Below are 23,052 nucleotides of genomic sequence, written 5' to 3'. Positions count from 1 at the left end.
GCGATCGTCAGTCCACGACCGGCAGGGCGGTCAGCTTCCAGCTGTTGACGGTGAACAGGCGGTTTCCCGCGCCGGCCATCGCCCAGACCCCGCGCGACTCGGGCGACCAGGTCCAGTACCGCTTGCCGCCGAAGGCGGAGTACGCCGAGACGCCCTGCCCCTCGCCCTCCACGGCGAAGACCGTACGGGCCTGCACCACGGGGGGTACGTGCGGCAGGGGGCCGTGGACGGCGCTGCCGTACGGGGTGGGCAGTCCGGTCGCGAGCCGCGCCTGGCTCATCGCCGTACCGTCCATGGCCCACAGGGACTCGCCGTACCGGACGGGCGGCCCCCAGCCGCCGCTGTCCTCCTTCGGGGGCTCCTTCGCGTCGGTCGGGTCCCACAGCTCGGTGCCCGTCCGGATGTTCAGCCCCTTCAGCGTCCGGCCGCCGAGGTACACCGCATCCGCCACGACGAGCGGCTGCACGGCGGACCGTGCCTGACTGACGACCTCCCAGATGGTGCCGCCCGTGGAGGTGTCGACGGCGATCACGGTGCCGTCGGCGCCGCAGACCACGAGCCGGTCCGGGCCGGCCGCGGCCCGTGCACCGGGTGCGGCCTTGGAGCCGGGCGCCCGCAGGGCGTCCTGCGCCAGCGCCACGGTCCAGCGGACCTTGCGGGTGCCGGTGTCCACGGCACGCAGCCGCCCGTCCCGGGTCACCAGGTACACGGTCGACGCGTCCGCGGCCAGGATGCGGTGGGTGTCGGCGGCGACCGTCCACAGCCGCTTGCTGGTGGAGGGTTCGAAGCACAGCAGCCCCCCGCCGGGACCGCCGGTGACGAATCGGTTGCCGGGCAGGGCGACCAGGCCGGCGGCGGGGACGGTGCCGGGCAGCCGCCACTTCTCCTTGCCGTCGGCCGTCAGCCGGGCCGCCAGCCCGCCCTCCTTCGCGGCGAAGACGACCACGTCGAGCAGCGGGAGCGGGGTGGTGACCACGCCGTCCACCGCCTGCGCCGCTACCGGCAGCGGGCCCCACAGCGGGTCCGGAGGTGTGCCGGACTGCGTGGAGAGCGAAGAAAGGGGCTGCGCGTTGTGGGCCGTGCCGGGCGGGGGGAGGGCTTCGTCGCGCATCAGCCACCAGGCGCCCGTCGCGCCGCCGGTAGCGGCCAGCGCGCCGCCGGCCGCCAGGGAGGCGCGCAGCAACCGCCTGCGGGACGGTCCGGTTCCGGGCCCCTGGCCGATCACCGTGGCGGCTTGCCGCTCGGCCTCGCTCCCGCGCCGCGCGATGTCCTGGGCGAGCGGCCCCGTACGCCAGACGCGGTCCGCTCCGCGCGGCGGTGCGAAGGCGCCCGCGATCTGCTCGGGGGTCGGTCGTCGGGCGGGGTCCTTGGCGAGGCAGGGTGCTATGAGCTGTCGCAACTCGTCGGGAACCCCGGTGAGTTGGGCCTCGCCGTGCACCACCTCGTACTGCACGGCGGCCACGTGCGTCCCGTCGAAGGCGCGCTGCCCGGTCGCCGCGTACGCGAGCACCGCGCCCAGCGAGAAGACGTCCGCGGCGGGACCCACGCGCCGGCCGAGCACCTGCTCGGGGGCTCCGTAGCCGGGGGTGGCCGGGACCTGGCCGGTGGTGGTGAGCGTCAGCCCGTGCTCGGGGCGGGCGATGCCGAAGTCGATGACGCGCGGCCCGTCGGAGGTGAGCACGATGTTGGCAGGCTTCAGGTCGCGGTGGACCAGTCCCGCGGCGTGGATCTCGCGCAGGGTGGTGGCGAGGGAGGCCGCCAGTGCGCGGACCGCGTCGGCGCCGAACGGCCCGTACCGGCGGACGGCGTCGTCGAGGGTGGGTCCGGTCAGGAACTCGGTGGCGATCCAAGGCCGGTTGCCGTCCTCGCTCATCGCGTTCAGGACGCGGGCGACGCCGGAGCTGGTGACGGCCTGCGCGGTGTGCGCCTCGCGGACGAACCGCTGGGCGAGGTTCGGGTCGTGCGCGAGCTCCGGCAGCAGCACCTTGACCGCTGCCGTCCGGCCGGCGTCGTCCCGCCCGAAGTAGACCTTGCCCATGCCGCCGGCGCCGAGGACGCCGAGGAGTCGGTACGGGCCCAGCCGGACCGGGTCGCCGGTGCCGAGAGGTTCCATGGGGTGCTGCTTCCTTCGCTTGGTCCGGTACGTCTGGGGCGGCGTCAGCGCTCGACGGGCAGGCCGGTGGGTTCCTTGATGCGCTTCATGATGATCTGGGAGTTGACCTCGGTGACGCCGGAGAGGGCCGTCAGTTTTTCGATCCAGAGGCGTTCGTACGCGCGCAGGTCCTCGACGGCGATGCGGAGGAGGCAGCCGGGGCTGCCGAAGAGGCGGTAGGCCTCGATGACGTCCGGGATGTCCTGCAGGGCCGCCTCGAAGGCCTCGACGGCGGCGCGGTCGCGGCGTACCTCGACCGAGACCAGCACCTCGAAGCCGCGGCCCACCGCCTCGGGGGAGATCACCGCGCGGTAGCCCTGGATCACCCCGTCCTGCTCGAGCTGGCGCACCCGGCGCATGCAGGGGGAGGGGGTCAGGCCGACGCGCGCGGCGAGCTCCTGGTTGCTGAGGCGGCCGTCCGCCTGGAGCTCGCGCAAGATATCCCGGTCAATCGCGTCCATTGCGCAATTATCACCTACTGGGTGGCGGAGAGCTGGGTTGAAGAGGCAATCGTATTGCGCATGGATGTCCGTATCATTGCTGCTTTCAGCACATGTGTACGAGAGACACGCGAGGGAAGGGCGGCCGCGGCCAATGGGACGGATCGTCGTCATCAGCACCGGCGGGACGATAGCCAGCCGCTGGCAGGGCTCCGGCTTCGCGGCCGACGCCGACGGCAGCGAGGTCATGGCCACCGCGCCGCTGCCCGAGGACATCACCGTCGAGGTGGTGGACCTGTTCAGCGTGAACAGCCCCCGGCTCACCACCGCCCACCAGCTCACCCTGCTGCGTACCGTGCACGAGGTGCTCGCCGACCCGGGCGTGGACGGCATCGTCGTCACGCACGGCACCGACACCCTCGAGGAGTCGGCCTTCCTGGTCGACCTGCACCACCACGACCCGCGCTCCGTGGTGTTCACCGGCGCGCAGCGCCCCATGGGCACCGCCGACGGCGACGGCCCGGGCAACCTGTACGACGCGCTGCTCACCGCGGCCGGCACGCGCGGGCTCGGCGTGCTGATCGCCTTCGGGGGGCGGGTCCACGCGGCCCGCGGCACGGTGAAGACCCAGGCGGTGGCGCTGGACGCGTTCGCCGACCCCTCCGAGCAACTGCTCGGGAAGATCGGCTTCGGCAAGGTCACCATGCTGCGCACCCCGCAGCGCCCGGAGCCGCTGCCGCTGCCCGCGATGCCGGAGCTGCCGCCGCGGGTGGACATGGTGATGCACCACGCGGACGGCGATCCGGTGCTCCTGAACGCGGCGGTCGCGGCGGGTGCGCGGGGCATCGTCCTCATCGGCACGGGCGCGGGCAACGCGACGCCGGAGATCGTGGACGCGGTGAAGGACGCCGTTGCACGGGGCGTACTGGTGGCGCTGACCACGCGGGTGGCCGCCGGGCCGGTGACGGAGATCTACACGCACGGCGGTGCGGTGGACCTGGTGGCGGCGGGAGCGGTCCCGACGGGGACTCTGCGGGCGCCGCAGGCGCGGATCGCGGTGCTTTCGGCGCTGCTGGCGTCCGGGGATGCGGCGGACCAGGTCCGTATTCTGCAGCGCAGTGTTTCTTCGGCGGGGTCGGCGCTGGTCACTGCCTGAGCCGGTTGGCGCTCCGCCGCGCGGTGCCGTCTCCCCGCCCCGCCCTTTCACCGTTTCTCGGGGCGAGCCCCGAACCCCCGTTGCGTCTGCGGCGCCGTTGCGGGGGCGCTCGCGCCCCCGCACCTCAAACGCCGGCGGGGCTCGACTCTGCCGGGCCGGGCCGTCAGTGGCCCGAGAACGCTGACAGGATGCGGTCCGCCGCCGAGGTGGGGGTGACCGTGCCCGCGCGGACGGACGCTTCCAGGCCCGGGGCCAGGTCGCGGACCGACGGACTGGCGCGCAGCCGCTCCAGGAGCTCGTCCCGGACCATCGACCAGGTCCACTCCACCTGCTGCGCCGCCCGCTTGGCCGCCAGCCGGCCCCCCGCGTCCAGCAGCCGCCGGTGCTGCTCCAGCCGGTTCCACACCTCGTCCAGACCCGCCGACTCCTGCGCACTGCACGTCAGCACCGGCGGAGTCCATGCCGCATCGGCGGGGTGCATCAGGCGCAGCGCGCCCGACAACTCCCGCGCCGCCGCCTTCGCGTCGCGCTCGTGCGGGCCGTCCGCCTTGTTCACCGCGAGGACGTCCGCGAGCTCCAGGACGCCCTTCTTGATGCCCTGGAGCTGGTCCCCCGTACGGGCCAGGGAGAGCAGGAGGAAGGAGTCGACCATGCCGGCCACCGTCGTCTCCGACTGGCCCACGCCGACCGTCTCGACGAGGACCACGTCGTAGCCCGCGGCCTCCATCACGATCATCGACTCGCGGGTGGCCTTCGCGACCCCGCCCAGCGTGCCGGCCGAAGGAGAGGGGCGTACGAACGCCGCCGGGTCCACCGACAGGCGTTCCATCCGGGTCTTGTCACCCAGGATCGAGCCGCCCGTGCGGGTGGACGAGGGGTCCACGGCCAGGACCGCGACCCGGTGGCCCAGCCCCGTCAGCATCGTGCCGAACGCGTCGATGAACGTGGACTTGCCCACGCCCGGCACCCCGCTGATGCCGATCCGCCGGGCCCGCCCCGCATGCGGCAGCAGCTCGGTCAACAGCCCCTGAGCGAGCGCCCGGTGAGCGGGCAGGGTGGACTCGACGAGCGTGATCGCGCGCGCGATGAACGCGCGCTTCCCGTCGAGCACCCCCTTCGCGTAGGCCTCGATGTCGATCTTCGGAGGCATCGGCCGCGCCTACAGCTCGTGGCCCAGATCCGCGGCCAGCCGCGTCACCAGGTCGTGGGCCGCGTCCGGGATCACCGTGCCGGGCGGGAACACCGCCGCAGCGCCCATCTCCAGCAGCGTCGGCACGTCGGCCGGCGGGATCACCCCGCCCACCACGATCATGATGTCCTCGCGCCCCTCCTCCGCCAACTGCTCGCGCAGCGCCGGTACGAGGGTCAGGTGGCCGGCTGCCAGCGACGACACGCCCACCACGTGGACGTCCGCCTCGACGGCCTGACGGGCCACCTCCGCCGGGGTCTGGAACAGCGGGCCGACGTCCACGTCGAAGCCCAGGTCGGCGAAGGCGGTCGCGATCACCTTCTGGCCGCGGTCGTGCCCGTCCTGGCCCATCTTGGCGACCAGGACGCGCGGACGGCGGCCCTCCGCCTCCTCGAACCGGTCGACCAGCGCACGCGTGCGCTCCACGTTCGGGGACTCGCCTGCCTCGGTGCGGTACACACCCGAGATCGTACGGATCTGGCTCGCGTGCCGCCCGTACACCTTCTCGAGTGCGTCCGAGATCTCACCCACGGTCGCCTTGGCCCGCGCCGCGTCCACCGCCAGCGCGAGGAGGTTGCCCTCCATGCCCTGCCCGGCGCCCCGCTCGGCCGCGTTGGTCAGCGCCCGCAGCGCGTCCTGCGTGACCGCCTCGTCGCGCTCCTCGCGCAGCCGCCGCAGCTTCTCGATCTGCTGGGTGCGCACCGAGGAGTTGTCGACCTTGAGCACGTCGATCAGCTCGTCGTTCTCCACCCGGTACTTGTTCACGCCGATCACCGGCTGGCGCCCCGAGTCGATCCGCGCCTGCGTACGGGCGGCGGCCTCCTCCACGCGCAGCTTCGGGATGCCCGCGTCGATGGCCTGCGCCATGCCGCCGGCCGCCTCGACCTCCTGGATGTGCTGCCAGGCCCGGCGCGCCAGGTCGTACGTCAGCTTCTCGACGTACGCGCTGCCGCCCCACGGGTCGATCGACCGGCAGGTCCCCGACTCCTGCTGGAGCAGCAGCTGGGTGTTGCGGGCGATGCGCGCCGAGAAGTCCGTCGGCAGCGCGAGCGCCTCGTCGAGGGCGTTGGTGTGCAGCGACTGGGTGTGGCCCTGGGTCGCCGCCATCGCCTCGATGCAGGTGCGGGTGACGTTGTTGAAGACGTCCTGCGCGGTCAGGGACCAGCCCGAGGTCTGCGAATGCGTGCGCAGGGAAAGGGACTTGGCGTTCTGCGGGTCGAACTGCTTGACGAGCCGCGCCCACAGCAGGCGCGCGGCGCGCAGCTTCGCGACCTCCATGAAGAAGTTCATGCCGATCGCCCAGAAGAACGACAGGCGCGGCGCGAAGGCGTCCACGTTCAGCCCGACCGCCTGCCCGGCGCGCAGGTACTCCACGCCGTCCGCGAGGGTGTACGCGAGCTCCAGGTCGGCCGTGGCCCCGGCCTCCTGGATGTGGTACCCGGAGATCGAGATGGAGTTGTACCGCGGCATCTTCTGCGAGGTGAACGAGAAGATGTCCGAGATGATCCGCATCGAGGGCTTGGGCGGATAGATGTAGGTGTTGCGGACCATGAACTCTTTGAGGATGTCGTTCTGGATGGTCCCGGCGAGCTTCTCGGGCGAGACGCCCTGCTCCTCGGCCGCCACGATGTAGAGGGCGAGGACCGGCAGCACCGCGCCGTTCATCGTCATCGACACCGTCATCTTGTCCAGCGGGATGCCGTCGAAGAGCTGGCGCATGTCGTAGATCGAGTCGATCGCCACGCCCGCCATGCCGACGTCGCCCGTGACGCGCGGGTGGTCGCTGTCGTAGCCGCGGTGCGTGGGCAGGTCGAAGGCGATCGACAGGCCCTTCTGACCGGCCGCGAGGTTGCGCCGGTAGAAGGCGTTCGACTCCTCGGCCGTGGAGAAGCCCGCGTATTGGCGGATCGTCCAGGGCTGGTTGACGTACATGGTCGGGTACGGGCCGCGCAGGTACGGGGCCACGCCCGGGTAGGTCCGCAGGAAGTCCAGGCCCTCCAGGTCGCGCCCGGTGTACAGCGGCTTCACGCCGATGCCCTCGGGGGTCTCCCACAGCAGGTCGCCGGCGGCGGTCCCGGTGGACTCCTTCACCGCCGCACGCCACTGGTCCTCGGAGCCGGCCGCGCAGGCGCCGCCGCCCAGGGCGAGCGTGGAGAAATCGGGGATGCTGCTCACAGAGCGACTCCCATCCGGTCGAGTACGGAGGACAGCACGGCGACCGCATCGCAGCCGGCGAAGACGTACTCGTCCACGGCGCCGGCCGACGTGCCGGGCTTGCCCGCGAGGAACACGGTCGTCGCACCGGCCGCGCGCAGGGCCTCGGCCACCGCCTCGGCCTGCTCCTCGTACAGCGCGTCGCTGGAGCACAGCACGGCCATGCCGTCCGCGCCGCTCGCGGCGTAGGCCTCGGCGGCCGTCGCCGGGTCCACCGACACCGGGTCGTGGACGGGTGTGACGCCGCCCGCCTGGAACAGGTTCGCGGCGAAGGTGGCGCGCGCGGTGTGCGCGGCCGCCGGGCCCAGCGCGGCGAGGAAGATCCGCGGGCGGTTCCCGGTCGCGGCCAGGTGCGCGTCGCTGCGGGCGCGCAGCGCCTCGTACGCCTCGTCGCGCCGTACGCGGGGCAGCCCGCCGGTGGGGCCCGCCGGGGCGGGCTCGCGGTCGAGGGGCTTCTCCGAGAGGAGCGGGAACTCGCTGACGCCGGTGACGGGTTCGCGGCGCTTGGCGAGCTTCTTGGAGCGCTCGGCCCAGGTCGCGGCGAGCCGGTCGGCGACCAGCCCTGAGCGCAGGGCGGCGGCCAGGCCGCCGGCCTTCTCGATCGTCTGGAAGAACTCCCAGGCGGCGTGCGCGAGTTCGTCGGTGAGCTGCTCGACGTAGTACGAGCCGCCGGCCGGGTCGATGACGCGGGCCAGGTGCGACTCCTCCAGCAGGATGGTGGAGGTGTTGCGGGAGATGCGGCGCGCGAAGGCGTCCGGCAGGCCCAGCTCGTGGTCGAAGGGGAGCACGGTGACCGAGTCCGCCCCGCCCACGCCCGCCGCCATGCAGGCGACGGTGGTGCGCAGCATGTTCACCCAGGGGTCGCGGCGGGTCATCATCACCGGCGAGGTGACGGCGTGCTGGCGCTGGGCGCCGGCGTCGGGGGCCCCGCAGGCCTCGGCGATCCGGGCCCACAGGCGGCGGGCGGCGCGGAACTTCGCGATGGTGAGGAACTGGTCGGCGGTCGCGGCGTAGCGGAACTCGAGCTGGCCGAGGGCGGCTTGGACGCCGAGGGTGCTGCTGCCGTTGCCGGCATCGGCATCGGTTTCGGCTTCGGTGAGGGCGCGGAGGTAGGCGACGCCGGTGGCCAGGGACAGCCCCAGCTCCTCGGCTGCGCTACCGCCGGCCTCGTGGTACGGCAGGGCGTCGACGGCGAGGGCGCGGACGCCGGGCCAGTGGGCGGCCGCCTCCCGGGCGAGCTCGACGGCGTCGGCCAGCTCCAGGGCCTCACCCGTACGGGCCTCGTGGCCCAGGGGGTCGGCGCCGAGGCTCGCGCGGGCGGCCTCGGGGGGCACACCGCGCTCGGCGTACAGGCGCAGCAAGGCACGGGCGGCGTCGGCGTATTCGGCTCCGGCGTCCAGGGACACGGGTGCCAGGTCGAGGTAGACGCCTTCGAGGGCGCGCGGGAGCGCGTCGACGGGGAGTCCGCCGGGTCCGCCCAGCGACAGCCAGAGGGAGGTGACCCCGTTCTCGAGGTCGGTGAGAACGGCCTCGTTCACCCGTGCGGGATCACTGCCGAGGTGCCGCTGCCGCACGTCCCAGCCGCCGGCGGCACCGCCGGCGGGGCTGCCGCCCCGGACGAACGGTGCGAACCCGGGGAAACCGGTTTCGTCGGCCGTTTCGGGCGCGGTGTACAGCGGGCGGGTGGTGAGCCCGTCCTCGAGCTTTGTGGACAACGCGTCTTCTGCAGCTTCGCCGGATACATCCTTGCCGGACTTGCGTAGAACGCCCTCTACCAGGCGCTGCCACTGCTCATGCGTCGCGTCAGGGAACTCGGCGGCCAAGGAGAGCCCGTCATCAGGCAGGACCGTCATGGCTCGAATGCTAGGGGGGTCACCTTGGGAACCACTATAACGACAGGGTGTGATCTCGCCCTCTCATGTGAGACGGGTCGGGTCACGAAAGAGCACCCTGGGCGGGCGGCCACCTGGCCCGTCCCCGGCGGGCGGGTTCGGCCTCGAGGGCATCCGAACCGGGGACGACGGACAGCGGTGTCGGCGAACGCGTGGCGGTCGCGTTGCAGGGGCATGAAATCCGGCCACCGTTTTCGGCCGCCGCGCAGTGTTGCGCGATGCGTTCCGGGGAGGGCATGGGGCCAGGTCAGAGCCGGTGTGCCGGGGTGGGCGGGAGCTTCGGGCCGGGGTCGTTCCGGCCTGCCGGGCAGGGCTTGACCCGTGTTCGGGCCGCTGACAGTCTCCGAGCCATGTCCGCGTTCGAGCTTCCCGCCCCGCGGCTCCACACCCCCGGCTCCTGTACCGCGCCGGGTTCGTGTCCGGGCCGCTGTCCGGCCCCGCGCCGCGCTTAAGCGCCGCCCCGGGCCCTGACCGTAGACCGTTCGGCCTTCCGCCGAACCGGCCATCGGCCACTCCGGCTCAGAACCGCCCGGCTCCGCGCCGCCCGCTCGCCGCACGCCTTCCGACCCTGGCGACGGGCGTCCGGTCCGACCGGCCACCGGCCCGGTCCCGGCCTCCGCTCACCAGCCCCGCCCACGGCTGCCCCCTGTCTGCGTCAACAGGCTTGCCCGTGCATTCCATTTCTCCGCGCGAAAACCAACCCGAGGGAGTCCTCATGAGCACTGCCACCCGTACCCAGCCCACCGTCACCCGGATCGGCGGGCGGATCGGTGCCGAGATCGGGGGTGTGCGGCTCGGTGGAGGGATCGGCGGCGATGTCGTCGCCGAGATCCGCGCCGCGCTCCTCGCCCACAAGGTCGTCTTCTTCCGCGACCAGGACCACCTCGACGAGGCCGGCCACGAAGCCTTCGCCCAGCTCCTCGGCACGCCCGTCGCCCACCCCACCGTGCCCTCCGCCGACGGCCGTTACGCCCTCGGCATCGACTCCCACCACGGCGCCCGCGCCAACCAGTGGCACACCGACGTCACCTTCGTCCCCGCCTACCCCGCCTTCTCCGTCCTCCGCGCCGTCACGATCCCCCCGTACGGCGGCAACACCCTCTGGGCCAACACCGCCACCGCCTACGCCAACCTGCCCGAGCCGTTGCGCAGCCTCGCCGACGGCCTGCGCGCCGTGCACTCCAACGCGTACGACTACGCCGCCCTCAGGCCCGACGCCCTCCCCGAGGCGCTGGCCCAGTACCGGGAGGTGTTCACCTCCACCGAGTTCCTCACCGAGCACCCCGTCGTCCGCGTCCACCCCGAGACCGGTGAACGCACCCTGCTCCTCGGGAACTTCGTCCAGCGGATCAAGGGCCTCACCGGCCGTGACTCCCGGGCCCTCCTCGACCTCTTCCAGGCGCACATCGAGAGCCCCGAGAACACCGTCCGCTGGCAGTGGCGGGCCGGCGACGTCGCGATCTGGGACAACCGGGCCACCCAGCACTACGGCGTCGACGACTCCGACGACCACGAGCGCACCCTGCGCCGCGTGACGGTGGACGGCGACGTCCCGGTCGGCCCGGACGGGGTCCCGTCCCGCCTGATCAGCCCGGAGGCCGTGCCCGACCCGTCCTTCGGCATCCCCTCCGGCGCATCCGCCGGCGTCTGACCCGCCCCGCCCGCCCCTCGTACGACGCCCCAAGGAGGCCCCGTGCCCACCCTGCTCGCCCTCTCCGGCAGCCCCTCCCCGCACTCCCGTACCGCCGTCGTCGCCGACCACGTCCTGCGCCGCCTCTCCCACGCCGGGTACGACACCGGCCACCTCGCCGTACGGGAGCTCCCCGCCGCCGACCTCCTCGCCGCCCGCCGCGGCGAGCCGGAGATCCGCCGGGCCCTCGAAGCCGTCGCCGCCGCCGACGGGATCATCGTCGCGACCCCGGTCTACAAGGCCTCGTACACCGGCCTGCTCAAGGCCTTCCTCGATCTGCTCCCGCAGGACGGGCTGGCCGGCAAAACGGTTCTGCCGATCGCGACCGGCGGCAGCCTCGCCCATGTCCTGACCCTCGACTACGCCCTGCGCCCCGTCCTCGCCGCCCTCGGGGCCCGGCACGTCACCGCCGGGCGGTTCGTCCTGGACTCCTCCGTGGAGCGCGGGGACGGCCCCGACCGGCTGCGGCCCGAGGCGGAGCTGGACCTCTTCCAGGCCGTCGACGAGTTCGCCGACGCGCTGAACGCCCGGGCCTCCGCCGCTTCCTTCGCGACGACCGCCCCGTAGCAGCCCCGAAAACCCCCGATTCCCGACAAGGAACCCCCATGCCCGCAGCCCTCGCCTCCACCTCCACCTCCCGACGCCAGTTCCTCACCCTGCTCGGCATCTCGGCGGCCGCGGTGAGCTGCGGCACGGCCACCGCCACCGGTGGATCCGCCAAGCAGGTCACGAACCTCAAGTACCAGGGGGCCGTCGGCGCGGTCCTGCTCCCCGAGCTGGCCGCGGACCTCGGCTACCTGGGCGGCCTGACCCTCGACTGGGTCGGCAACACCATCAGCGGACCCCAGGACATCCAGTCCGCCGCCACCGGACAGACCCACTTCGGCGGGGCCTTCAACGGCGCGATCGTCAAACTCGCCGCGAGCAAGGCCCAAATCCAGTCCGTCATCTCCTACTACGGCTCCGACAAGGACACCTACCTCGGCTACTACGTCCTGGAGGACAGCCCGATCCGCTCGCCCCGCGACCTGATCGGCAAGAAGGTCGGCATGAACACGCTGGGCGCCCACGCCCAGGCGCTGCTGGAGATCTACCTGGAGCGCAACGGCCTCTCCAAGGCCGATGCGGCGAAGGTCGAGTCCCTGGTGGTCCCGCCGGTCAACACCGAACAGGCGCTGCGGCAGAAGCAGATCGAGGTCGGCGTGCTCAGCGGAGTCCTGCGCGACAAGGCCCTCGCCGCCGGGGGCATACGTCCGCTGTTCAAGGACTACGAGCTGCTGGGCGCCTTCAGCGCGGGGTCGTACGTGATGACCCGGCAGTTCATCAAGGAGAACCCCGACACCGTACGGACCTTCACGACCGGCGTCGCCAAGGCCATCGAATGGTCCCGGACCACCCCGCGCGAGGAGGTCATCGCCCGGATGACCGAGATCGTCAAGAAGCGCGGCCGCAACGAGGACACCGCCACCCTCAAGTACTGGCGCTCGTTCGGGGTCGCCGAGACCGGCGGCCGGATCGCCGACAAGGAGTTCCAGCTGTGGATCGACTGGCTCGGTGAGCGCGGCGAGGTCAAGAAGGGCCAGGTCAAGGCCGCCGACCTGTACACGAACGAGTTCAACGACCAGGGGAAGGGCTGAGCACCGTGGCGAAGATCGTGTTCGAGTCCGTGACGAAGACCTTCCCGAGGAAGCAGGCCAAGGGCAGCAGGGCCGGGGCCCCCGGCGACGGCGGCAGCTTCACCGCCCTCGACGGAGTGGACCTCGAGATCGGGGCAGGGGAGTTCGTGGTGGTCGTCGGCCCCAGCGGCTGCGGCAAGTCCACCCTCCTCGACCTGCTGGGAGGACTGACCCGGCCCACCTCCGGCCGGATCCTCCTCGACGGGGAGCCGGTCACCGGACCGGGCCTGGACCGGGGCATCGTCTTCCAGCAGTACGCCCTGCTGCCCTGGCGCACCGCGCTCGGCAACATCGAGTTCGGGCTGGAGGCGACGGGCGTCCCCCGGCGTGAACGCACGGAGCGGGCCCGGGGGTTCCTGGACCTCGTCGGCCTGAGCGGTTTCGAGGACCGCCACCCGCACGAGCTGTCCGGCGGCATGCGCCAGCGCGTGGCGATCGCCCGGTCCCTGGCCTACGACCCGGACGTCCTGCTGATGGACGAGCCGTTCGCCGCGCTCGACGCGCAGACCCGCGAATCCCTCCAGGACGAGCTGCGCCGCATCTGGCAGCGCACCGGCAAGACCGTCGTGTTCATCACGCACGGGATCGAGGAGGCCGTGTACCTCGGGCAGCGGGTCGCCGTGATGACCTCCCGCCCCGGCCGGATCAAGGAGGCCGTCCCCGTCTCCTTCGGCGACCGGGCCACCGGCGCCGGCGGGGAGGAGCTGCGCTCCAGCCCGGAATTCGCCCGCTACCGCCACGAGATCTGGACCCTGCTCCACGACGAGGTGGCCCGCGCCCAGCAACTGGAGAAGGAGGAGGCCACCGTATGAGCACCGGAACCGATACGAAGAGCACCGCGGCCGGGGCGGAGGTCGGTCGGGAGAACCCCGGGCGCACCCATGCGCCCGCGCCGGTAGGGGATTCGGCGCCGGTACGCGAGGCCGCGCCGGTACGGGAACCCGCGCCCGTCCCGCCCGCCCCGCCGGCTCCCGCCCCGGCTCCGCCCGCCCCGTCCGCCCTGCGCGCGATTGCCCGGTGGCTGCGTGCGGCGGCCCTCCGCTCGGGGGCGATCGTCGCCCTGCTCGCCCTCTGGGAGGCCGCGCCCCGGCTCGGCCTCGTCGACGCCACCTTCCTCCCGCCGGTCAGCGAGGTCGCCGCGGCCTGGTGGGAACTGGCGGGCAACGGCCAGCTCGCCGAGCACACGCAGGCCAGTCTCGTCCGCTCCTTCGGCGGCTTCGGCATCGCCGTCGTCGTCGCGGTCCCGCTCGGCCTGCTCATCGGCTGGTACCGCCCCGTCGCGGCGCTGCTCGGCCCGCTGTTGGAGGTGTTCCGCAATACGGCGGCCCTCGCGCTGCTGCCGGTGTTCGTGCTGCTGCTCGGCATCGGGGAGACCTCGAAGGTCTCCATCGTGGTCTACGCGTGCGTCTGGCCGATCCTGCTGAACACGATCAGCGCCGTCGGAAACGCCGACCCGACGCTGGTCAAACTCGCCCGGTCCATGGACCTGTCGACACCGAGGCTGTTCCAGAAGGTGATCCTGCCGGCGTCCGTACCGGCCGTCTTCACCGGCATCCGGCTGGCCGGAGCCGTCTCGATCCTGGTCCTCGTGGCGGCCGAGATGATCGGCGCCAAGGCGGGCCTCGGCTACCTGATCAACGCCTCGCAGTACAACTTCGCGATCCCGGAGATGTATGCCGGCATCGTCACCATCTCCGCCATCGGCGTGGCCTTCAACCAGTTGCTGGTCTTGATCGAGCGCCGTCTCAGCCTCTGGCGGGTGCCGGCCGCTTGACGCCTCCGGGCCCGAGCCGCCGACGGGCCCGCCCGTCCGCCCCCGTCGGGCCCGGCAGCACCGCTCGCCCGGCGTACAGCCGTTCCGCTGCGCGGGGCTGTCCCCTACCCACCCTTCCACCGTTCCCCGGGCTCTGCCCGCGCCCCGCGCCTCAATCGCCGGCGGGGCTGGGGTGGGGCTCCGCCCGGACCCTGCGTCTCGATCGCCGGCGGGGCTGGGGTGGGGCTCCGCGCGGGCCTGCGCCTCAAATGCCGGCGGGGCCGGGGCTCTACACGGGCCCGCGTCTCAATCGCCCGGCGGGGCTGGGCTCAGGTCCGGCCTTTCCCACTCTCCGACCCAAGGAACACCACCATGACCGCACCCCGGACCCTCCACCTCAACGCGTTCCTCATGAACGCCGGGCACCACGACGCCGCCTGGCGGCACCCCGGCAGCAGCCCCGAGCGGGTCACCGACCTGCGGTACTTCCAGGAACTGGCGCAGACGGCCGAGCGCGGGCGGCTCGACTCGGTCTTCTTCGCCGACGGGCTCGCCCTCTGGGGCAAGGCCCGCTACAACGCCCTCGGCGGGTTCGAGCCGCTCACCCTGCTCTCCGCGATCGCCGCCGTCACCGACCACATCGGGCTCATCGCCACCGTCTCCACCACCTTCAACGAGCCGTTCCACCTCGCCCGCAAGTTCGCCTCCCTCGACCACATCAGCAACGGCCGCGCCGGCTGGAACATCGTCACCTCCGGCACCGTCGACGAGGCCCGCAACTTCGGCCGGGACGAGCACCTCGAGCACAGCCTCCGCTACGACCGCGCCCGCGAGTTCCTCGACGTCGCCACCAAGCTCTGGGACAGCTGGGAGGACGACGCGATCGTCCTCGACAAGGAGCGCGGCATCTACGCCGACACCGACAAGCTCCACCCCGCCGCCCACCGCGGCACGTACTTCGGCGTCGCCGGCCCGCTCAACGTGCCCCGCTCCCCGCAGGGCCACCCGCTCCTCGTGCAGGCCGGTTCCTCCGAGGACGGTAAGGAGTTCGCCGCCCGGTACGCCGAGGCCGTCTTCACCGCCCAGCAGACCCTCGCCGACGGCCAGACCTTCTACAAGGACCTCAAGTCGCGCCTCGCCAAGTACGGCCGTACCGGGTCCGACCTGCTCGTCCTCCCCGGCATCGCGCCCGTCATCGGTTCCACCGAGGCCGAGGCGAAGGCCCTGGAGCAGGAGCTGACCGACCTCCAGGTGCCGGAGTACGGGCTCGCCCAGCTCTCCGGCATGCTCGGCACCGACCTCACCGGGCACCCCCTCGACGGCCCGCTGCCCGAGCTCCCCGAGGAGCGGGACATCAACGGCAACAAGAGCCGCTTCACCCTCGTCGCCGAACTGGCCCGCCGCGACGGCCTCACCCTGCGCGAGCTGATCGCCCGCCTCGGCGCGGGCCGCGGCCACCGCGTCTTCGCCGGCACGCCCGAGCAGATCGCCGACCAGCTGGAGGAGTGGTTCACTCAGGGCGCCGCCGACGGCTTCAACATCATGGCGCCCGTCCTGCCGACCGGGCTGACCGCCTTCGTCGACCACGTCGTGCCGATCCTCCAGGAGCGCGGCCTGTTCCGTACGGAGTACACCGGCACGACCCTGCGCGAGAACTACGGCCTGCCGCGCCCCGCGAACCGGTACGCGCAGGCCGCCTCGTGAGGGGCCTCGGCAGCTGAGCGTGCGGAAGCCGCCGGAGTCTCGTGCTCCGGCGGCTTCCGCGTGTCGTCAGACCGTCAGGACGATCTTGCCGCGCGTGCGGCCCGCCGCGCTGAGTTCCCAGGCCTTCGCGGCCTCGGCGAGCGGCAGTGCGTGCTCCACGTTGACCGTGAGCTTCCCCGCGTCGGCCAGTTCCCCGAGGAACGTCAGGTCGGCGGAGTCCGGGCGCACCCACAGCTGGTGCGCGCCCTTGGCTGCGGCCTCGTAGTCGGCGATGGAGACCACCCGGCTGCGCTCCTTGACGAGCGACTGGAGGATCTCGACGGCGCCGTCCCCGAAGAAGTCCAGCCCCGCGTCGATGCCTTCGGGGGCGAGCGCGCGGATCCGGTCCGCGAGGCCCTCCCCGTACAGGACGGGCTCGGCGCCGAGCGAGCGCAGGTAGTCGTGGTTGTGCGCGCCGGCCGTGCCGATGACCCGCAGGCCGAGCGCGACGGCGATCTGCACGCCGAGCGAGCCGGTGCCGCCGGCCGCGGAGTGGATGACCACGGTCTCGCCGGCCTTGAGGCCCACGCGGACGAGGGACTGGTAGGCGGTGAGGCCGGCCAGCGGGATGCCCGCGGCCTGCTCGAAGGTCAGCTCGCGCGGCTTGCGGGCCAGCGTCCGGACGGGGGCGGTGACCACTTCGGCGTAGGTGCCGAGCTCGACCCACTCCTTGCGGACGTACCCGTAGACCTCGTCGCCGACCGCGTAGTCGAAGGTGTCGGGGCCGACGGCCTCGACGATTCCGGCGACGTCCCAGCCGGGTATGACGGGGTAGCGGACCTCGAGGATCGGGTCGAGATGTCCGGCGGCGAGCTTCCAGTCCACCGGGTTCACGCCGGCGGCCTTCACCCGGACCAGCACCTCGCCCGGACCGACCTTGGGCTGCGGTACGTCAACGAGCGTGAGGTTCTCGGAAGTTCCGTATGCGCTGTACGTGATTGCCTTCATGATCGTCCCCAACGGGAGCCCGTACGGACCTATTCCTCACGCGGGCAGGCTGTTGCGGTGCGAGCTGCGCCGGGCCGCGCTGAACAGGGCCTGGATCTGCACCCCGGACTGCTCGACGTCGTCGAGCGGCGAGGGGAACGGCAGTCGTACGTCGCGGTGTCCGCGCCGCTGCTCCAGGCGCAGGGTGATCCCGTACCGGTCCATGGCGAGCGGCAGTGCGCGGACGATCGCGCCGGCGGGCAGCGGCTGGACCAGGCGCAGCAGGAGGGTGACGAGTTCGGCGTGGTCGTCGAGGAGGTGCGTGAGCATCCCGCCCTCGAACGGGGCAAGGGGGTCGGGGCAGGCCGCGTCGAGCTCTTCGAGGCCGACGTACGAGCGGCCCTCCGCGGTCTCGAGGACGGCCCGGCCGAATTCCATGCAGGTGGAGTCGGCGCCTTCGTCCGTGGAGGGCGAGAGCAGCCGGCCCAGGATCGTGACGCGGGCGCGCACCCGGTCCCGTACGGGGGTGGGGGCGATGTCGGTGAACTCCAGCCGGATCGAAGGCCGGTACGCGCCGTCGCCGCCGGGCTCGCCGGGGTGCAGGTGCAGCCGGCCCATCGGGTCCGCCCCGTCGAGGTGGCGGACCTCGCTGCGCAGCCCGTCGGTGACCACGGTCATGGAGTGGGCGGCGACCAGGATCGAGCGGACCCGCTCGGCGTCGGTGGGCCGGCCGGCGGCCGCGGTGGCAGGGGCAGCACCGGACATGCGCATGCGGATCTCTCCATCGTCCTGGGGCGAGTGACTTAGGTATGCCTAACCTAATCTATTCGCTTGTGCAGGAGTACCCTGCGTCGCTCGTGTCGTTGTTGGGCTGAACGGGTGAAACACGAGAGGATGGCGGGATGCACATGAAGCGCACGGCCGAGGCGGCCCGGTGAGCAGGTACGACGTCACGGACGAACAGTGGGAGGGGCTCGCGCAGGTGGTCCCCCTGCGCAGTCGCAACGAGTGGCCCTCCCGGGTGGACCACCGCACGATCCCCACGGCGCCGGGAGCTGCTGCGGCGGAACAGCGGCGCTTCGTCGTGATCCGGGTCCAGATCTTCGCCGACGCCAGGGAGGTGGCCGAGTACCTGATCGCGCAGATCCCGGTGCTGCTCGACCTCACCGGCGCGGACAGCGAAGTGGCCAAGCGGATCCTCGACTTCAGCAGCGGCGTGGTCTTCGGGCTGGGCAGCGGGATGCACCGGGTCGACCGGAACGTCTTCCTGCTGGCGCCCGTCGGGACCGAGGTCGAGGGGATCGCGGCCGCCGCCGTCCCCCGATCGTAGGAAGGTCGCCAGGGCGGAACGGTTCGCCGAGCCCACCGGGGGCCCGGCGGGCCGTACCGTCCGGCGCATGGACGCCACCTTGGACGCGGCGGGGGCCTCTGCCCCTGTCGCGTTATCCGATGCCCCTGCCGGCCCGCGGGCCGACGCCACCTTGCCGTCCGACCGTGACGTGCCACCCGGCGCCGCCGCCCCGGCCGATGCCCACGGCGTGCCGGCCGATGCCCACTCCGTCCCGGCCGACGCCCACGGCGTCCCGGCCGATGTCCCACGGCCCGTCGTGCACCACCGGCCCGCCGTCACCGAGTTGCGGCTCTCCGCCTTCGGGGCGCACCGCGCGGCCGTCTTCCCGCTCGGGCCCGTGACCTTCCTGACCGGGCCCAGCGGCAGCGGCAAGTCCCAGGTTCTGGCCGCCTACGAAGCCCTGGCCGGGCTGGGATCCGGCGCCACCCTGGAGGAGGCGTTCCCCGACCCGCGGGCCCGGATCCCCGACCGGGCCCTGCCCGACGGCGAGGGGCGACGCGGGTTCCGCATCGGCTGCACCGTCGACGGCCCGGCCGGGCCCGTCCGCCTCGACCTCGCCGTCCAGGCCGAGCCCGCCCTGCGGATCGTCGGCGAACGGCTCTCGGTCGACGGGCAGATCCTGCTCAGCACCGCCCTGCGCGACCCCGGCCGACGCTCCGTACAGGCCTCCTGGCTGACCGGCGGGGCCATCGGCGTCACCCGGGCCCCGCTGCCCGACGACCGGCTCGGCACCGCCCTGCTCCCGCTGCGCGTGGCAGGCGCCACGGCCGGACAGCGGCAGGTCCTCGCCGCCGCCGAGCAGGTGGTGGTGGCCCTGCGCTCGGTGTTCCCCTGCGACCCGCACCCCGAGCGCATGCGCGCCCCCGTCCCGCCGGGCGCGGGCCGGCTGCTGGGCGACTGCGCCAACCTGGCCGACGTCCTGCGCCGTACCCGCCACGAGTGCGGCACCCGCCATGCGCTGCTGGCCGCGGCGGCGCGCACCGGCTGTTCGGGCCCGGTGCAGGGCCTGGACGTACGGGCTCCCGCGCACGGCCCCGTCACGGCGCTGCTGGACCGCGGCTCCGCCGGACCCGCCACGGAACTGGGACGGCTGGGCGCGGGCGAGCTCCGCTTCCTCGCGCTGGCGCTGGTCCTGCTGACCGGCCCGGGGGTACTGGCCATGGACCCGGTCGCCGAACTGCTCTCCGCCCGGCAGGCGCTGACGGTGCTCGCCGACGGATTCGACCGCGGCCTGGACCGGCGGCAGAACGCCGAGCTGCTGCGGCTGGCCCTGCTGTGCTGCGGCCGCGGCCATGTCCGCCTGCTCGCCGCGGTGGGGGAGGAGACGGGCGCGGCCGCCCGCGTGACCCCCGGGGTGACGGTGGTAGACCTGGGGCCATGAGCGATACCCACGACACAGAGCACTCCGATGAGCGGCTGCACCAACTGCAGCGGCGGCTGGCCGAGTTCGCCGCCGCGCGCGGCTGGGAGCCGTACCACACGCCCAAGAACCTGGCCGTGGCGCTGAGCGTGGAGGCTTCCGAACTGGTCGAAATCTTCCAGTGGCTGACCCCGGAACAGTCGGCGAAGGTCATGGAGAAGCCGGAAACCGCGCACCGCGTGGCCGATGAGGTGGCCGACGTGCTGGCGTATCTGCTGCAATTCTGTGAGGTTCTCGGGGTGGATGTGTTGGATGCGCTCGCCGCGAAGATCGAGAGGAACGAGCTCCGCTTCCCGGTGACGGGACCTCCGACATCGAATTGTCACTCTTCGGAGTGATGGCGTCGTCCACAACCATGTTTGTGTCCACAGATTTCCGAATACCCCTGGCTTTACTGGCCCATTGCCCTCACTCTGGGTAGTGGTGAGAACGGGTGGATGTCGTGCGGACGGGGGACGGCATATGGATGCGGTACGGCTCATCGCGGCCGGCCGGCACGCGCTGGCACAGAGCGGGGCGGCGATGGACATCGTCGGCGAGGCCTGGCAGGCCCAGGCGCTCGCGCAGGGGATAGGGAGCTGGCTGGCGGTCACCGGGCCGCCGGAGCTGAGATCGGAGGCACGGGGACTGGGTGAAGCAGGGGGCAGAGGCTGCGGGGTGCTCGACAGAGCCGCCCTGCGCGGCGAGGGCAGCCCGCCCGACCATCCACCGAGAGCGGCGCAGCTGACCGGGGTGGCGGATGTCCGCCAGGCTCTGCTCGGACTGCAGGCGTTGCTCGGCGAAGTGGGCATAGCCCTGGTCGGGGTGGCCTGCGCGACGGACGACGAAGGCCTGTACTGGCAGTGCATAGAGTCCATCGACGCAGCCGACGAATCGAGCGACCGGGTCCGGGGTGTCCTACGGCGCCTGACGGTGCGCGAACGGGGATCCGCCTCGGGCGTGGCCTGACGGGCGAGCGGGAGAACGGCGGCAGATCGGGGTCGAGGGTCCCGCCGCGCGCGACGGGACCCGCACGGTCAGTACGACCGGTAGGACGGGCGCTCGCTCTCGGGGGCACGGCTGCCCGGGGCCGGCGGCGTGCCGGGGGCGCGGTCCGTGGAGGACTGGAGATCGGCGTCGAGCTGCGACAGGTCGGCGTTCAGCGCCGCCATCAGCTCTTCCATCTGCTGCAGCAGGCCCTTCGGTGCGCCGCCCTGGGCGGCCGTCGCGGGCTCCTGACGTGCGTGGTCGTGTGCTGCCTGTCCGGTCTGTCCGTTCTCTTGGCGGGTCTCCGGCACGGCCTCGTGGGACATGGCGGCCTCCTCGGCCCTGGCCCTTCCACGACGGAAGGGGGCGATGAACGACCGGCGATGGGCCGCCGGCGCGCGGGCCGGGCGGTCCGGCTCCGTCCGAGCCAACGATCCCCGTCCGGGCTGGTCACTGGCCGGATGCGGGGTGGACCGCAGGGTTGACGCAGATTCACCCTGCCGGGGTGGGACGGGGGCGCCTGCCGGAAGCGGCCCGGGGAGGCAGGATGGGACGTATGGATCTCCGTATTTTCACCGAACCGCAGCAGGGCGCCAGCTACGACACCCTCCTGACCGTCGCCAAGGCCACCGAGGACCTGGGCTTCGACGCGTTCTTCCGGTCGGACCACTATCTGCGGATGGGCTCGGCGGACGGCCTGCCCGGGCCCACCGACGCCTGGATCACCCTCGCGGGCCTGGCCCGGGAGACGCGGCGGATCCGGCTGGGCACGCTGATGACGGCCGGCACCTTCCGGCTGCCCGGCGTGCTCGCCATCCAGGTGGCCCAGGTCGACCAGATGTCCGGAGGCCGGATCGAACTGGGTCTGGGCGCGGGCTGGTTCGAGGAGGAACACAAGGCGTACGGCATCCCGTTCCCGGCGGAGCGGATGGCCCGGCTCGAGGAGCAACTGGCCATCGTCACCGGCCTGTGGGCGACCGAGCCCGGCGCCACGTTCGACTACACCGGCACCCACTACCGGGTGGAGAAGTCCCCGGCGCTGCCCAAGCCGGCCCAGGCCAAGGTGCCCGTGCTCATCGGGGGCCACGGTGCCAAGCGCACCCCGCGCCTCGCGGCCCGGTACGCCGACGAGTTCAACATGCCGTTCGCGTCGATCGCGGACAGCGAGCGGCAGTTCGGCCGGGTGCGCCGGGCCGCCGAGGAGGCCGGGCGGGGCGCCGACGACCTCGTCTACTCCAACGCCCTCGTGGTGTGCGTCGGCAAGGACGACGCCGAGGTCGCCCGCCGCGCCGCCGCCATCGGCCGGGACGTGGACGAGCTCAAGGCCAACGGCCTGGCCGGCTCCCCGGCCGAGGTCGTGGAGAAGATCGGCGCCTACGCGGCCGTCGGCAGCTCCCGCGTCTACCTCCAGCTGCTCGACCTCGACGACCTGGACCACCTGGAGCTGATCTCGGCCCAGGTGCTGTCCCAGCTCGGCGGCTGAGGGAGGCGTACGACCGATGCCCCGCGCGTCCGGCCCGCTCGCCGAAGCCCTGGCCGCCAGGGTCGTCCTTCTGGACGGCGGGCTGAGCAACCAGCTCACCGACCAGGGCTGCGACCTGTCCGGCGGCCTCTGGTCGGGCCGGGTGCTCGCCGAGCGGCCCGACCAGGTGGAGGCCGCCCACACGGCGTACGCGCGGGCCGGCGCCGAGGTGCTGATCACCGCGAGCTACCAGGTCGGGTACGAGGCCTTCGCCGCCCACGGGCACGACCGGGCCGCGACCACCGCCCTGCTGCACCGCAGCGTCGCACTCGCCGCCCGGGCGGCCGAGGCCGCGGACCACGAGGTCTGGGTCGCCGCCTCGGTCGGCCCGTACGGGGCGGTGCTCGCGGACGGCTCCGAGTACCGCGGGCGGTACGGGCTGAGCGTGCGCGAGCTCGCCGCCTTCCACCGCCCGCGCATCGAGGCGCTGCTCGAGGCCGGCCCCGACGTCCTGGCCCTGGAGACCGTCCCGGACGCCGACGAGGCGGAAGCCCTCCTCAGCGTCCTCGCCGGGACCGGCATGCCCGCCTGGCTGAGCTACACCGTGGCCGGCGACCGCACCCGCGCCGGCCAACCCCTCCCCGAGGCCTTCGCCCTCGCGGCCGGGACCCCGGAGATCATCGCCCTCGGCGTCAACTGCTGCGACCCGGCGGACGTACTGCCCGCCCTCGAGGCCGCCGCCTCCGTCACCGCCAAGCCGCTCCTGGCCTACCCCAACGACGGCTCCGTCTGGGACGCGCCCACCGCCACCTGGCACGCCCCGCCCGCCCCCGCCCCCTGGCCCGTCGAGGCCTGGCGCACGGCGGGCGCCCGCCTGATCGGCGGCTGCTGCCGCATCGGCCCGGCGGGCATCGCCGCACTGGCCTCAGGGACTTCGGGGGACGGGACCGGTCAGGGGCGCCGGCGCGCCTGACACAGCGCCTGCCGCGAGCGCCTCGGGCACGTGCCCGAACCGGGATGC

21 protein-coding genes are annotated in these 23,052 nt (G+C 73.0%); 13 read left to right on the top strand and 8 right to left on the bottom strand.

Features of this window, described 5'->3' with window-relative positions; all coding sequences use genetic code 11:
• Window positions 1-7: 7 nt before the first annotated feature.
• On the bottom strand, window positions 8-2,113 hold the full coding sequence (locus tag ACZ49B_RS11490; RefSeq protein ID WP_468303580.1) for a protein kinase domain-containing protein: 2,106 nt from the start codon (window positions 2,111-2,113) through the stop codon (window positions 8-10).
• 44 nt (window positions 2,114-2,157) lie between these two features.
• Window positions 2,158-2,613 carry an Lrp/AsnC family transcriptional regulator gene (locus ACZ49B_RS11485; RefSeq protein WP_468303577.1) on the bottom strand — a complete coding sequence of 152 codons (456 nt, stop codon included), beginning with the start codon at window positions 2,611-2,613 and terminating at the stop codon, window positions 2,158-2,160.
• 133 nt (window positions 2,614-2,746) lie between these two features.
• Here ACZ49B_RS11485 and ACZ49B_RS11480 point away from each other — a divergent pair, with 133 nt between their 5' ends.
• Window positions 2,747-3,748 (top strand): asparaginase, encoded by a 1,002-nt coding sequence (locus tag ACZ49B_RS11480; protein WP_468303574.1) that lies wholly within the window; start codon window positions 2,747-2,749, stop codon window positions 3,746-3,748.
• A gap of 163 nt (window positions 3,749-3,911) precedes the next feature.
• Here the strand turns inward: ACZ49B_RS11480 and meaB are convergent, their stop codons facing one another.
• Genes meaB through ACZ49B_RS11465 form a run of 3 tightly spaced genes read right to left on the bottom strand, consistent with a single transcriptional unit; the run spans window position 3,912 to window position 9,004 of the window.
• Window positions 3,912-4,898, bottom strand: coding sequence for a methylmalonyl Co-A mutase-associated GTPase MeaB (gene meaB, locus ACZ49B_RS11475; RefSeq protein ID WP_468303571.1), 987 nt, complete (start codon window positions 4,896-4,898; stop codon window positions 3,912-3,914).
• A gap of 9 nt (window positions 4,899-4,907) precedes the next feature.
• Window positions 4,908-7,112 (bottom strand): methylmalonyl-CoA mutase, encoded by a 2,205-nt coding sequence (gene scpA / locus ACZ49B_RS11470; protein WP_468303568.1) that lies wholly within the window; start codon window positions 7,110-7,112, stop codon window positions 4,908-4,910.
• Window positions 7,109-9,004 carry a methylmalonyl-CoA mutase family protein gene (locus ACZ49B_RS11465; protein WP_468303566.1) on the bottom strand — a complete coding sequence of 632 codons (1,896 nt, stop codon included), beginning with the start codon at window positions 9,002-9,004 and terminating at the stop codon, window positions 7,109-7,111. The genes scpA and ACZ49B_RS11465 overlap by 4 nt, the downstream gene beginning before the upstream one ends.
• Window positions 9,005-9,758: 754 nt before the next feature.
• Here ACZ49B_RS11465 and ACZ49B_RS11460 point away from each other — a divergent pair.
• The 6 genes from ACZ49B_RS11460 (at window position 9,759) to ACZ49B_RS11435 (ending at window position 15,866) form a co-directional block, all read left to right on the top strand.
• A complete protein-coding gene (locus ACZ49B_RS11460) occupies window positions 9,759-10,694 on the top strand; it encodes a TauD/TfdA dioxygenase family protein (protein WP_468303565.1) in 936 nt (311 codons plus the stop codon).
• Window positions 10,695-10,736: 42 nt separating this feature from the next.
• Window positions 10,737-11,300 carry an NADPH-dependent FMN reductase gene (gene ssuE, locus ACZ49B_RS11455; protein WP_468303563.1) on the top strand — a complete coding sequence of 188 codons (564 nt, stop codon included), beginning with the start codon at window positions 10,737-10,739 and terminating at the stop codon, window positions 11,298-11,300.
• 38 nt (window positions 11,301-11,338) lie between these two features.
• Window positions 11,339-12,370: an ABC transporter substrate-binding protein gene (locus tag ACZ49B_RS11450; protein WP_468303560.1), complete on the top strand. Its 1,032-nt coding sequence runs from the start codon at window positions 11,339-11,341 to the stop codon at window positions 12,368-12,370.
• Window positions 12,371-12,375: 5 nt separating this feature from the next.
• Window positions 12,376-13,221 (top strand): ABC transporter ATP-binding protein, encoded by an 846-nt coding sequence (locus tag ACZ49B_RS11445; protein ID WP_468303558.1) that lies wholly within the window; start codon window positions 12,376-12,378, stop codon window positions 13,219-13,221.
• Entirely contained in the window at window positions 13,218-14,183 is a 966-nt protein-coding gene (locus ACZ49B_RS11440; protein ID WP_468303556.1) for an ABC transporter permease, read from the top strand. Before ACZ49B_RS11445 ends, ACZ49B_RS11440 begins: the two co-directional genes overlap by 4 nt.
• A 351-nt stretch (window positions 14,184-14,534) precedes the next feature.
• The gene (locus ACZ49B_RS11435; protein WP_468303553.1) at window positions 14,535-15,866 is read left to right on the top strand and encodes an LLM class flavin-dependent oxidoreductase; all 1,332 of its coding nucleotides are present in this window, start codon (window positions 14,535-14,537) and stop codon (window positions 15,864-15,866) included.
• Between the two features lie 66 nt (window positions 15,867-15,932).
• Here the strand turns inward: ACZ49B_RS11435 and ACZ49B_RS11430 are convergent, their stop codons facing one another.
• Both ACZ49B_RS11430 and ACZ49B_RS11425 read right to left on the bottom strand, forming a co-directional pair.
• Window positions 15,933-16,853, bottom strand: coding sequence for an NADP-dependent oxidoreductase (locus ACZ49B_RS11430; RefSeq protein ID WP_468303549.1), 921 nt, complete (start codon window positions 16,851-16,853; stop codon window positions 15,933-15,935).
• Between the two features lie 36 nt (window positions 16,854-16,889).
• Window positions 16,890-17,603: a DUF2470 domain-containing protein gene (locus ACZ49B_RS11425; RefSeq protein WP_468303546.1), complete on the bottom strand. Its 714-nt coding sequence runs from the start codon at window positions 17,601-17,603 to the stop codon at window positions 16,890-16,892.
• Between the two features lie 163 nt (window positions 17,604-17,766).
• Here ACZ49B_RS11425 and ACZ49B_RS11420 point away from each other — a divergent pair, with 163 nt between their 5' ends.
• The 4 genes from ACZ49B_RS11420 (at window position 17,767) to ACZ49B_RS11405 (ending at window position 20,551) form a co-directional block, all read left to right on the top strand.
• Window positions 17,767-18,162: a cell division protein SepF gene (locus tag ACZ49B_RS11420; RefSeq protein ID WP_030293940.1), complete on the top strand. Its 396-nt coding sequence runs from the start codon at window positions 17,767-17,769 to the stop codon at window positions 18,160-18,162.
• 67 nt (window positions 18,163-18,229) lie between these two features.
• Window positions 18,230-19,564 carry an AAA family ATPase gene (locus ACZ49B_RS11415; protein ID WP_468303543.1) on the top strand — a complete coding sequence of 445 codons (1,335 nt, stop codon included), beginning with the start codon at window positions 18,230-18,232 and terminating at the stop codon, window positions 19,562-19,564.
• On the top strand, window positions 19,561-19,941 hold the full coding sequence (locus ACZ49B_RS11410; RefSeq protein ID WP_468303540.1) for a nucleotide pyrophosphohydrolase: 381 nt from the start codon (window positions 19,561-19,563) through the stop codon (window positions 19,939-19,941). Before ACZ49B_RS11415 ends, ACZ49B_RS11410 begins: the two co-directional genes overlap by 4 nt.
• Before the next feature lie 124 nt (window positions 19,942-20,065).
• Window positions 20,066-20,551 (top strand): DUF6099 family protein, encoded by a 486-nt coding sequence (locus ACZ49B_RS11405; RefSeq protein WP_468303537.1) that lies wholly within the window; start codon window positions 20,066-20,068, stop codon window positions 20,549-20,551.
• A gap of 68 nt (window positions 20,552-20,619) precedes the next feature.
• Here the strand turns inward: ACZ49B_RS11405 and ACZ49B_RS11400 are convergent, their stop codons facing one another.
• Window positions 20,620-20,895, bottom strand: a complete 276-nt coding sequence (locus ACZ49B_RS11400) for a hypothetical protein (RefSeq protein ID WP_468303534.1) — start codon at window positions 20,893-20,895, stop codon at window positions 20,620-20,622.
• A gap of 230 nt (window positions 20,896-21,125) precedes the next feature.
• Here ACZ49B_RS11400 and ACZ49B_RS11395 point away from each other — a divergent pair, with 230 nt between their 5' ends.
• Together ACZ49B_RS11395 and mmuM are read left to right on the top strand one after the other, a co-directional pair.
• The gene (locus ACZ49B_RS11395; protein WP_468303531.1) at window positions 21,126-22,052 is read left to right on the top strand and encodes an LLM class F420-dependent oxidoreductase; all 927 of its coding nucleotides are present in this window, start codon (window positions 21,126-21,128) and stop codon (window positions 22,050-22,052) included.
• 16 nt (window positions 22,053-22,068) lie between these two features.
• Window positions 22,069-23,004, top strand: a complete 936-nt coding sequence (gene mmuM / locus ACZ49B_RS11390) for a homocysteine S-methyltransferase (RefSeq protein WP_468303529.1) — start codon at window positions 22,069-22,071, stop codon at window positions 23,002-23,004.
• Window positions 23,005-23,052 lie beyond the last annotated feature (48 nt).

This window comes from Streptomyces sp. NPDC031132, assembly GCF_055570595.1.
This window is presented reverse-complemented; position numbering and strand designations above follow the sequence as displayed.

Excerpts from the sequence above, each read along its gene's own strand:
- ACZ49B_RS11400 (WP_468303534.1), bottom strand. The coding sequence starts at position 20,895 with ATGTCCCACGAGGCCGTGCCGGAGACCCGCCAAGAGAACGGACAGACC.
- mmuM (WP_468303529.1), top strand. The coding sequence starts at position 22,069 with ATGCCCCGCGCGTCCGGCCCGCTCGCCGAAGCCCTGGCCGCCAGGGTC.
- ACZ49B_RS11430 (WP_468303549.1), bottom strand. The coding sequence starts at position 16,853 with ATGAAGGCAATCACGTACAGCGCATACGGAACTTCCGAGAACCTCACG.
- meaB (WP_468303571.1), bottom strand. The coding sequence starts at position 4,898 with ATGCCTCCGAAGATCGACATCGAGGCCTACGCGAAGGGGGTGCTCGAC.
- ACZ49B_RS11395 (WP_468303531.1), top strand. The coding sequence starts at position 21,126 with ATGGATCTCCGTATTTTCACCGAACCGCAGCAGGGCGCCAGCTACGAC.
- ACZ49B_RS11415 (WP_468303543.1), top strand. The coding sequence starts at position 18,230 with ATGGACGCCACCTTGGACGCGGCGGGGGCCTCTGCCCCTGTCGCGTTA.
- ACZ49B_RS11460 (WP_468303565.1), top strand. The coding sequence starts at position 9,759 with ATGAGCACTGCCACCCGTACCCAGCCCACCGTCACCCGGATCGGCGGG.
- ACZ49B_RS11490 (WP_468303580.1), bottom strand. The coding sequence starts at position 2,113 with ATGGAACCTCTCGGCACCGGCGACCCGGTCCGGCTGGGCCCGTACCGA.
- ACZ49B_RS11485 (WP_468303577.1), bottom strand. The coding sequence starts at position 2,613 with ATGGACGCGATTGACCGGGATATCTTGCGCGAGCTCCAGGCGGACGGC.
- ACZ49B_RS11435 (WP_468303553.1), top strand. The coding sequence starts at position 14,535 with ATGACCGCACCCCGGACCCTCCACCTCAACGCGTTCCTCATGAACGCC.
- ACZ49B_RS11405 (WP_468303537.1), top strand. The coding sequence starts at position 20,066 with ATGGATGCGGTACGGCTCATCGCGGCCGGCCGGCACGCGCTGGCACAG.
- ACZ49B_RS11410 (WP_468303540.1), top strand. The coding sequence starts at position 19,561 with ATGAGCGATACCCACGACACAGAGCACTCCGATGAGCGGCTGCACCAA.
- ACZ49B_RS11465 (WP_468303566.1), bottom strand. The coding sequence starts at position 9,004 with ATGACGGTCCTGCCTGATGACGGGCTCTCCTTGGCCGCCGAGTTCCCT.
- ACZ49B_RS11450 (WP_468303560.1), top strand. The coding sequence starts at position 11,339 with ATGCCCGCAGCCCTCGCCTCCACCTCCACCTCCCGACGCCAGTTCCTC.
- ACZ49B_RS11440 (WP_468303556.1), top strand. The coding sequence starts at position 13,218 with ATGAGCACCGGAACCGATACGAAGAGCACCGCGGCCGGGGCGGAGGTC.
- ACZ49B_RS11480 (WP_468303574.1), top strand. The coding sequence starts at position 2,747 with ATGGGACGGATCGTCGTCATCAGCACCGGCGGGACGATAGCCAGCCGC.
- ACZ49B_RS11425 (WP_468303546.1), bottom strand. The coding sequence starts at position 17,603 with ATGCGCATGTCCGGTGCTGCCCCTGCCACCGCGGCCGCCGGCCGGCCC.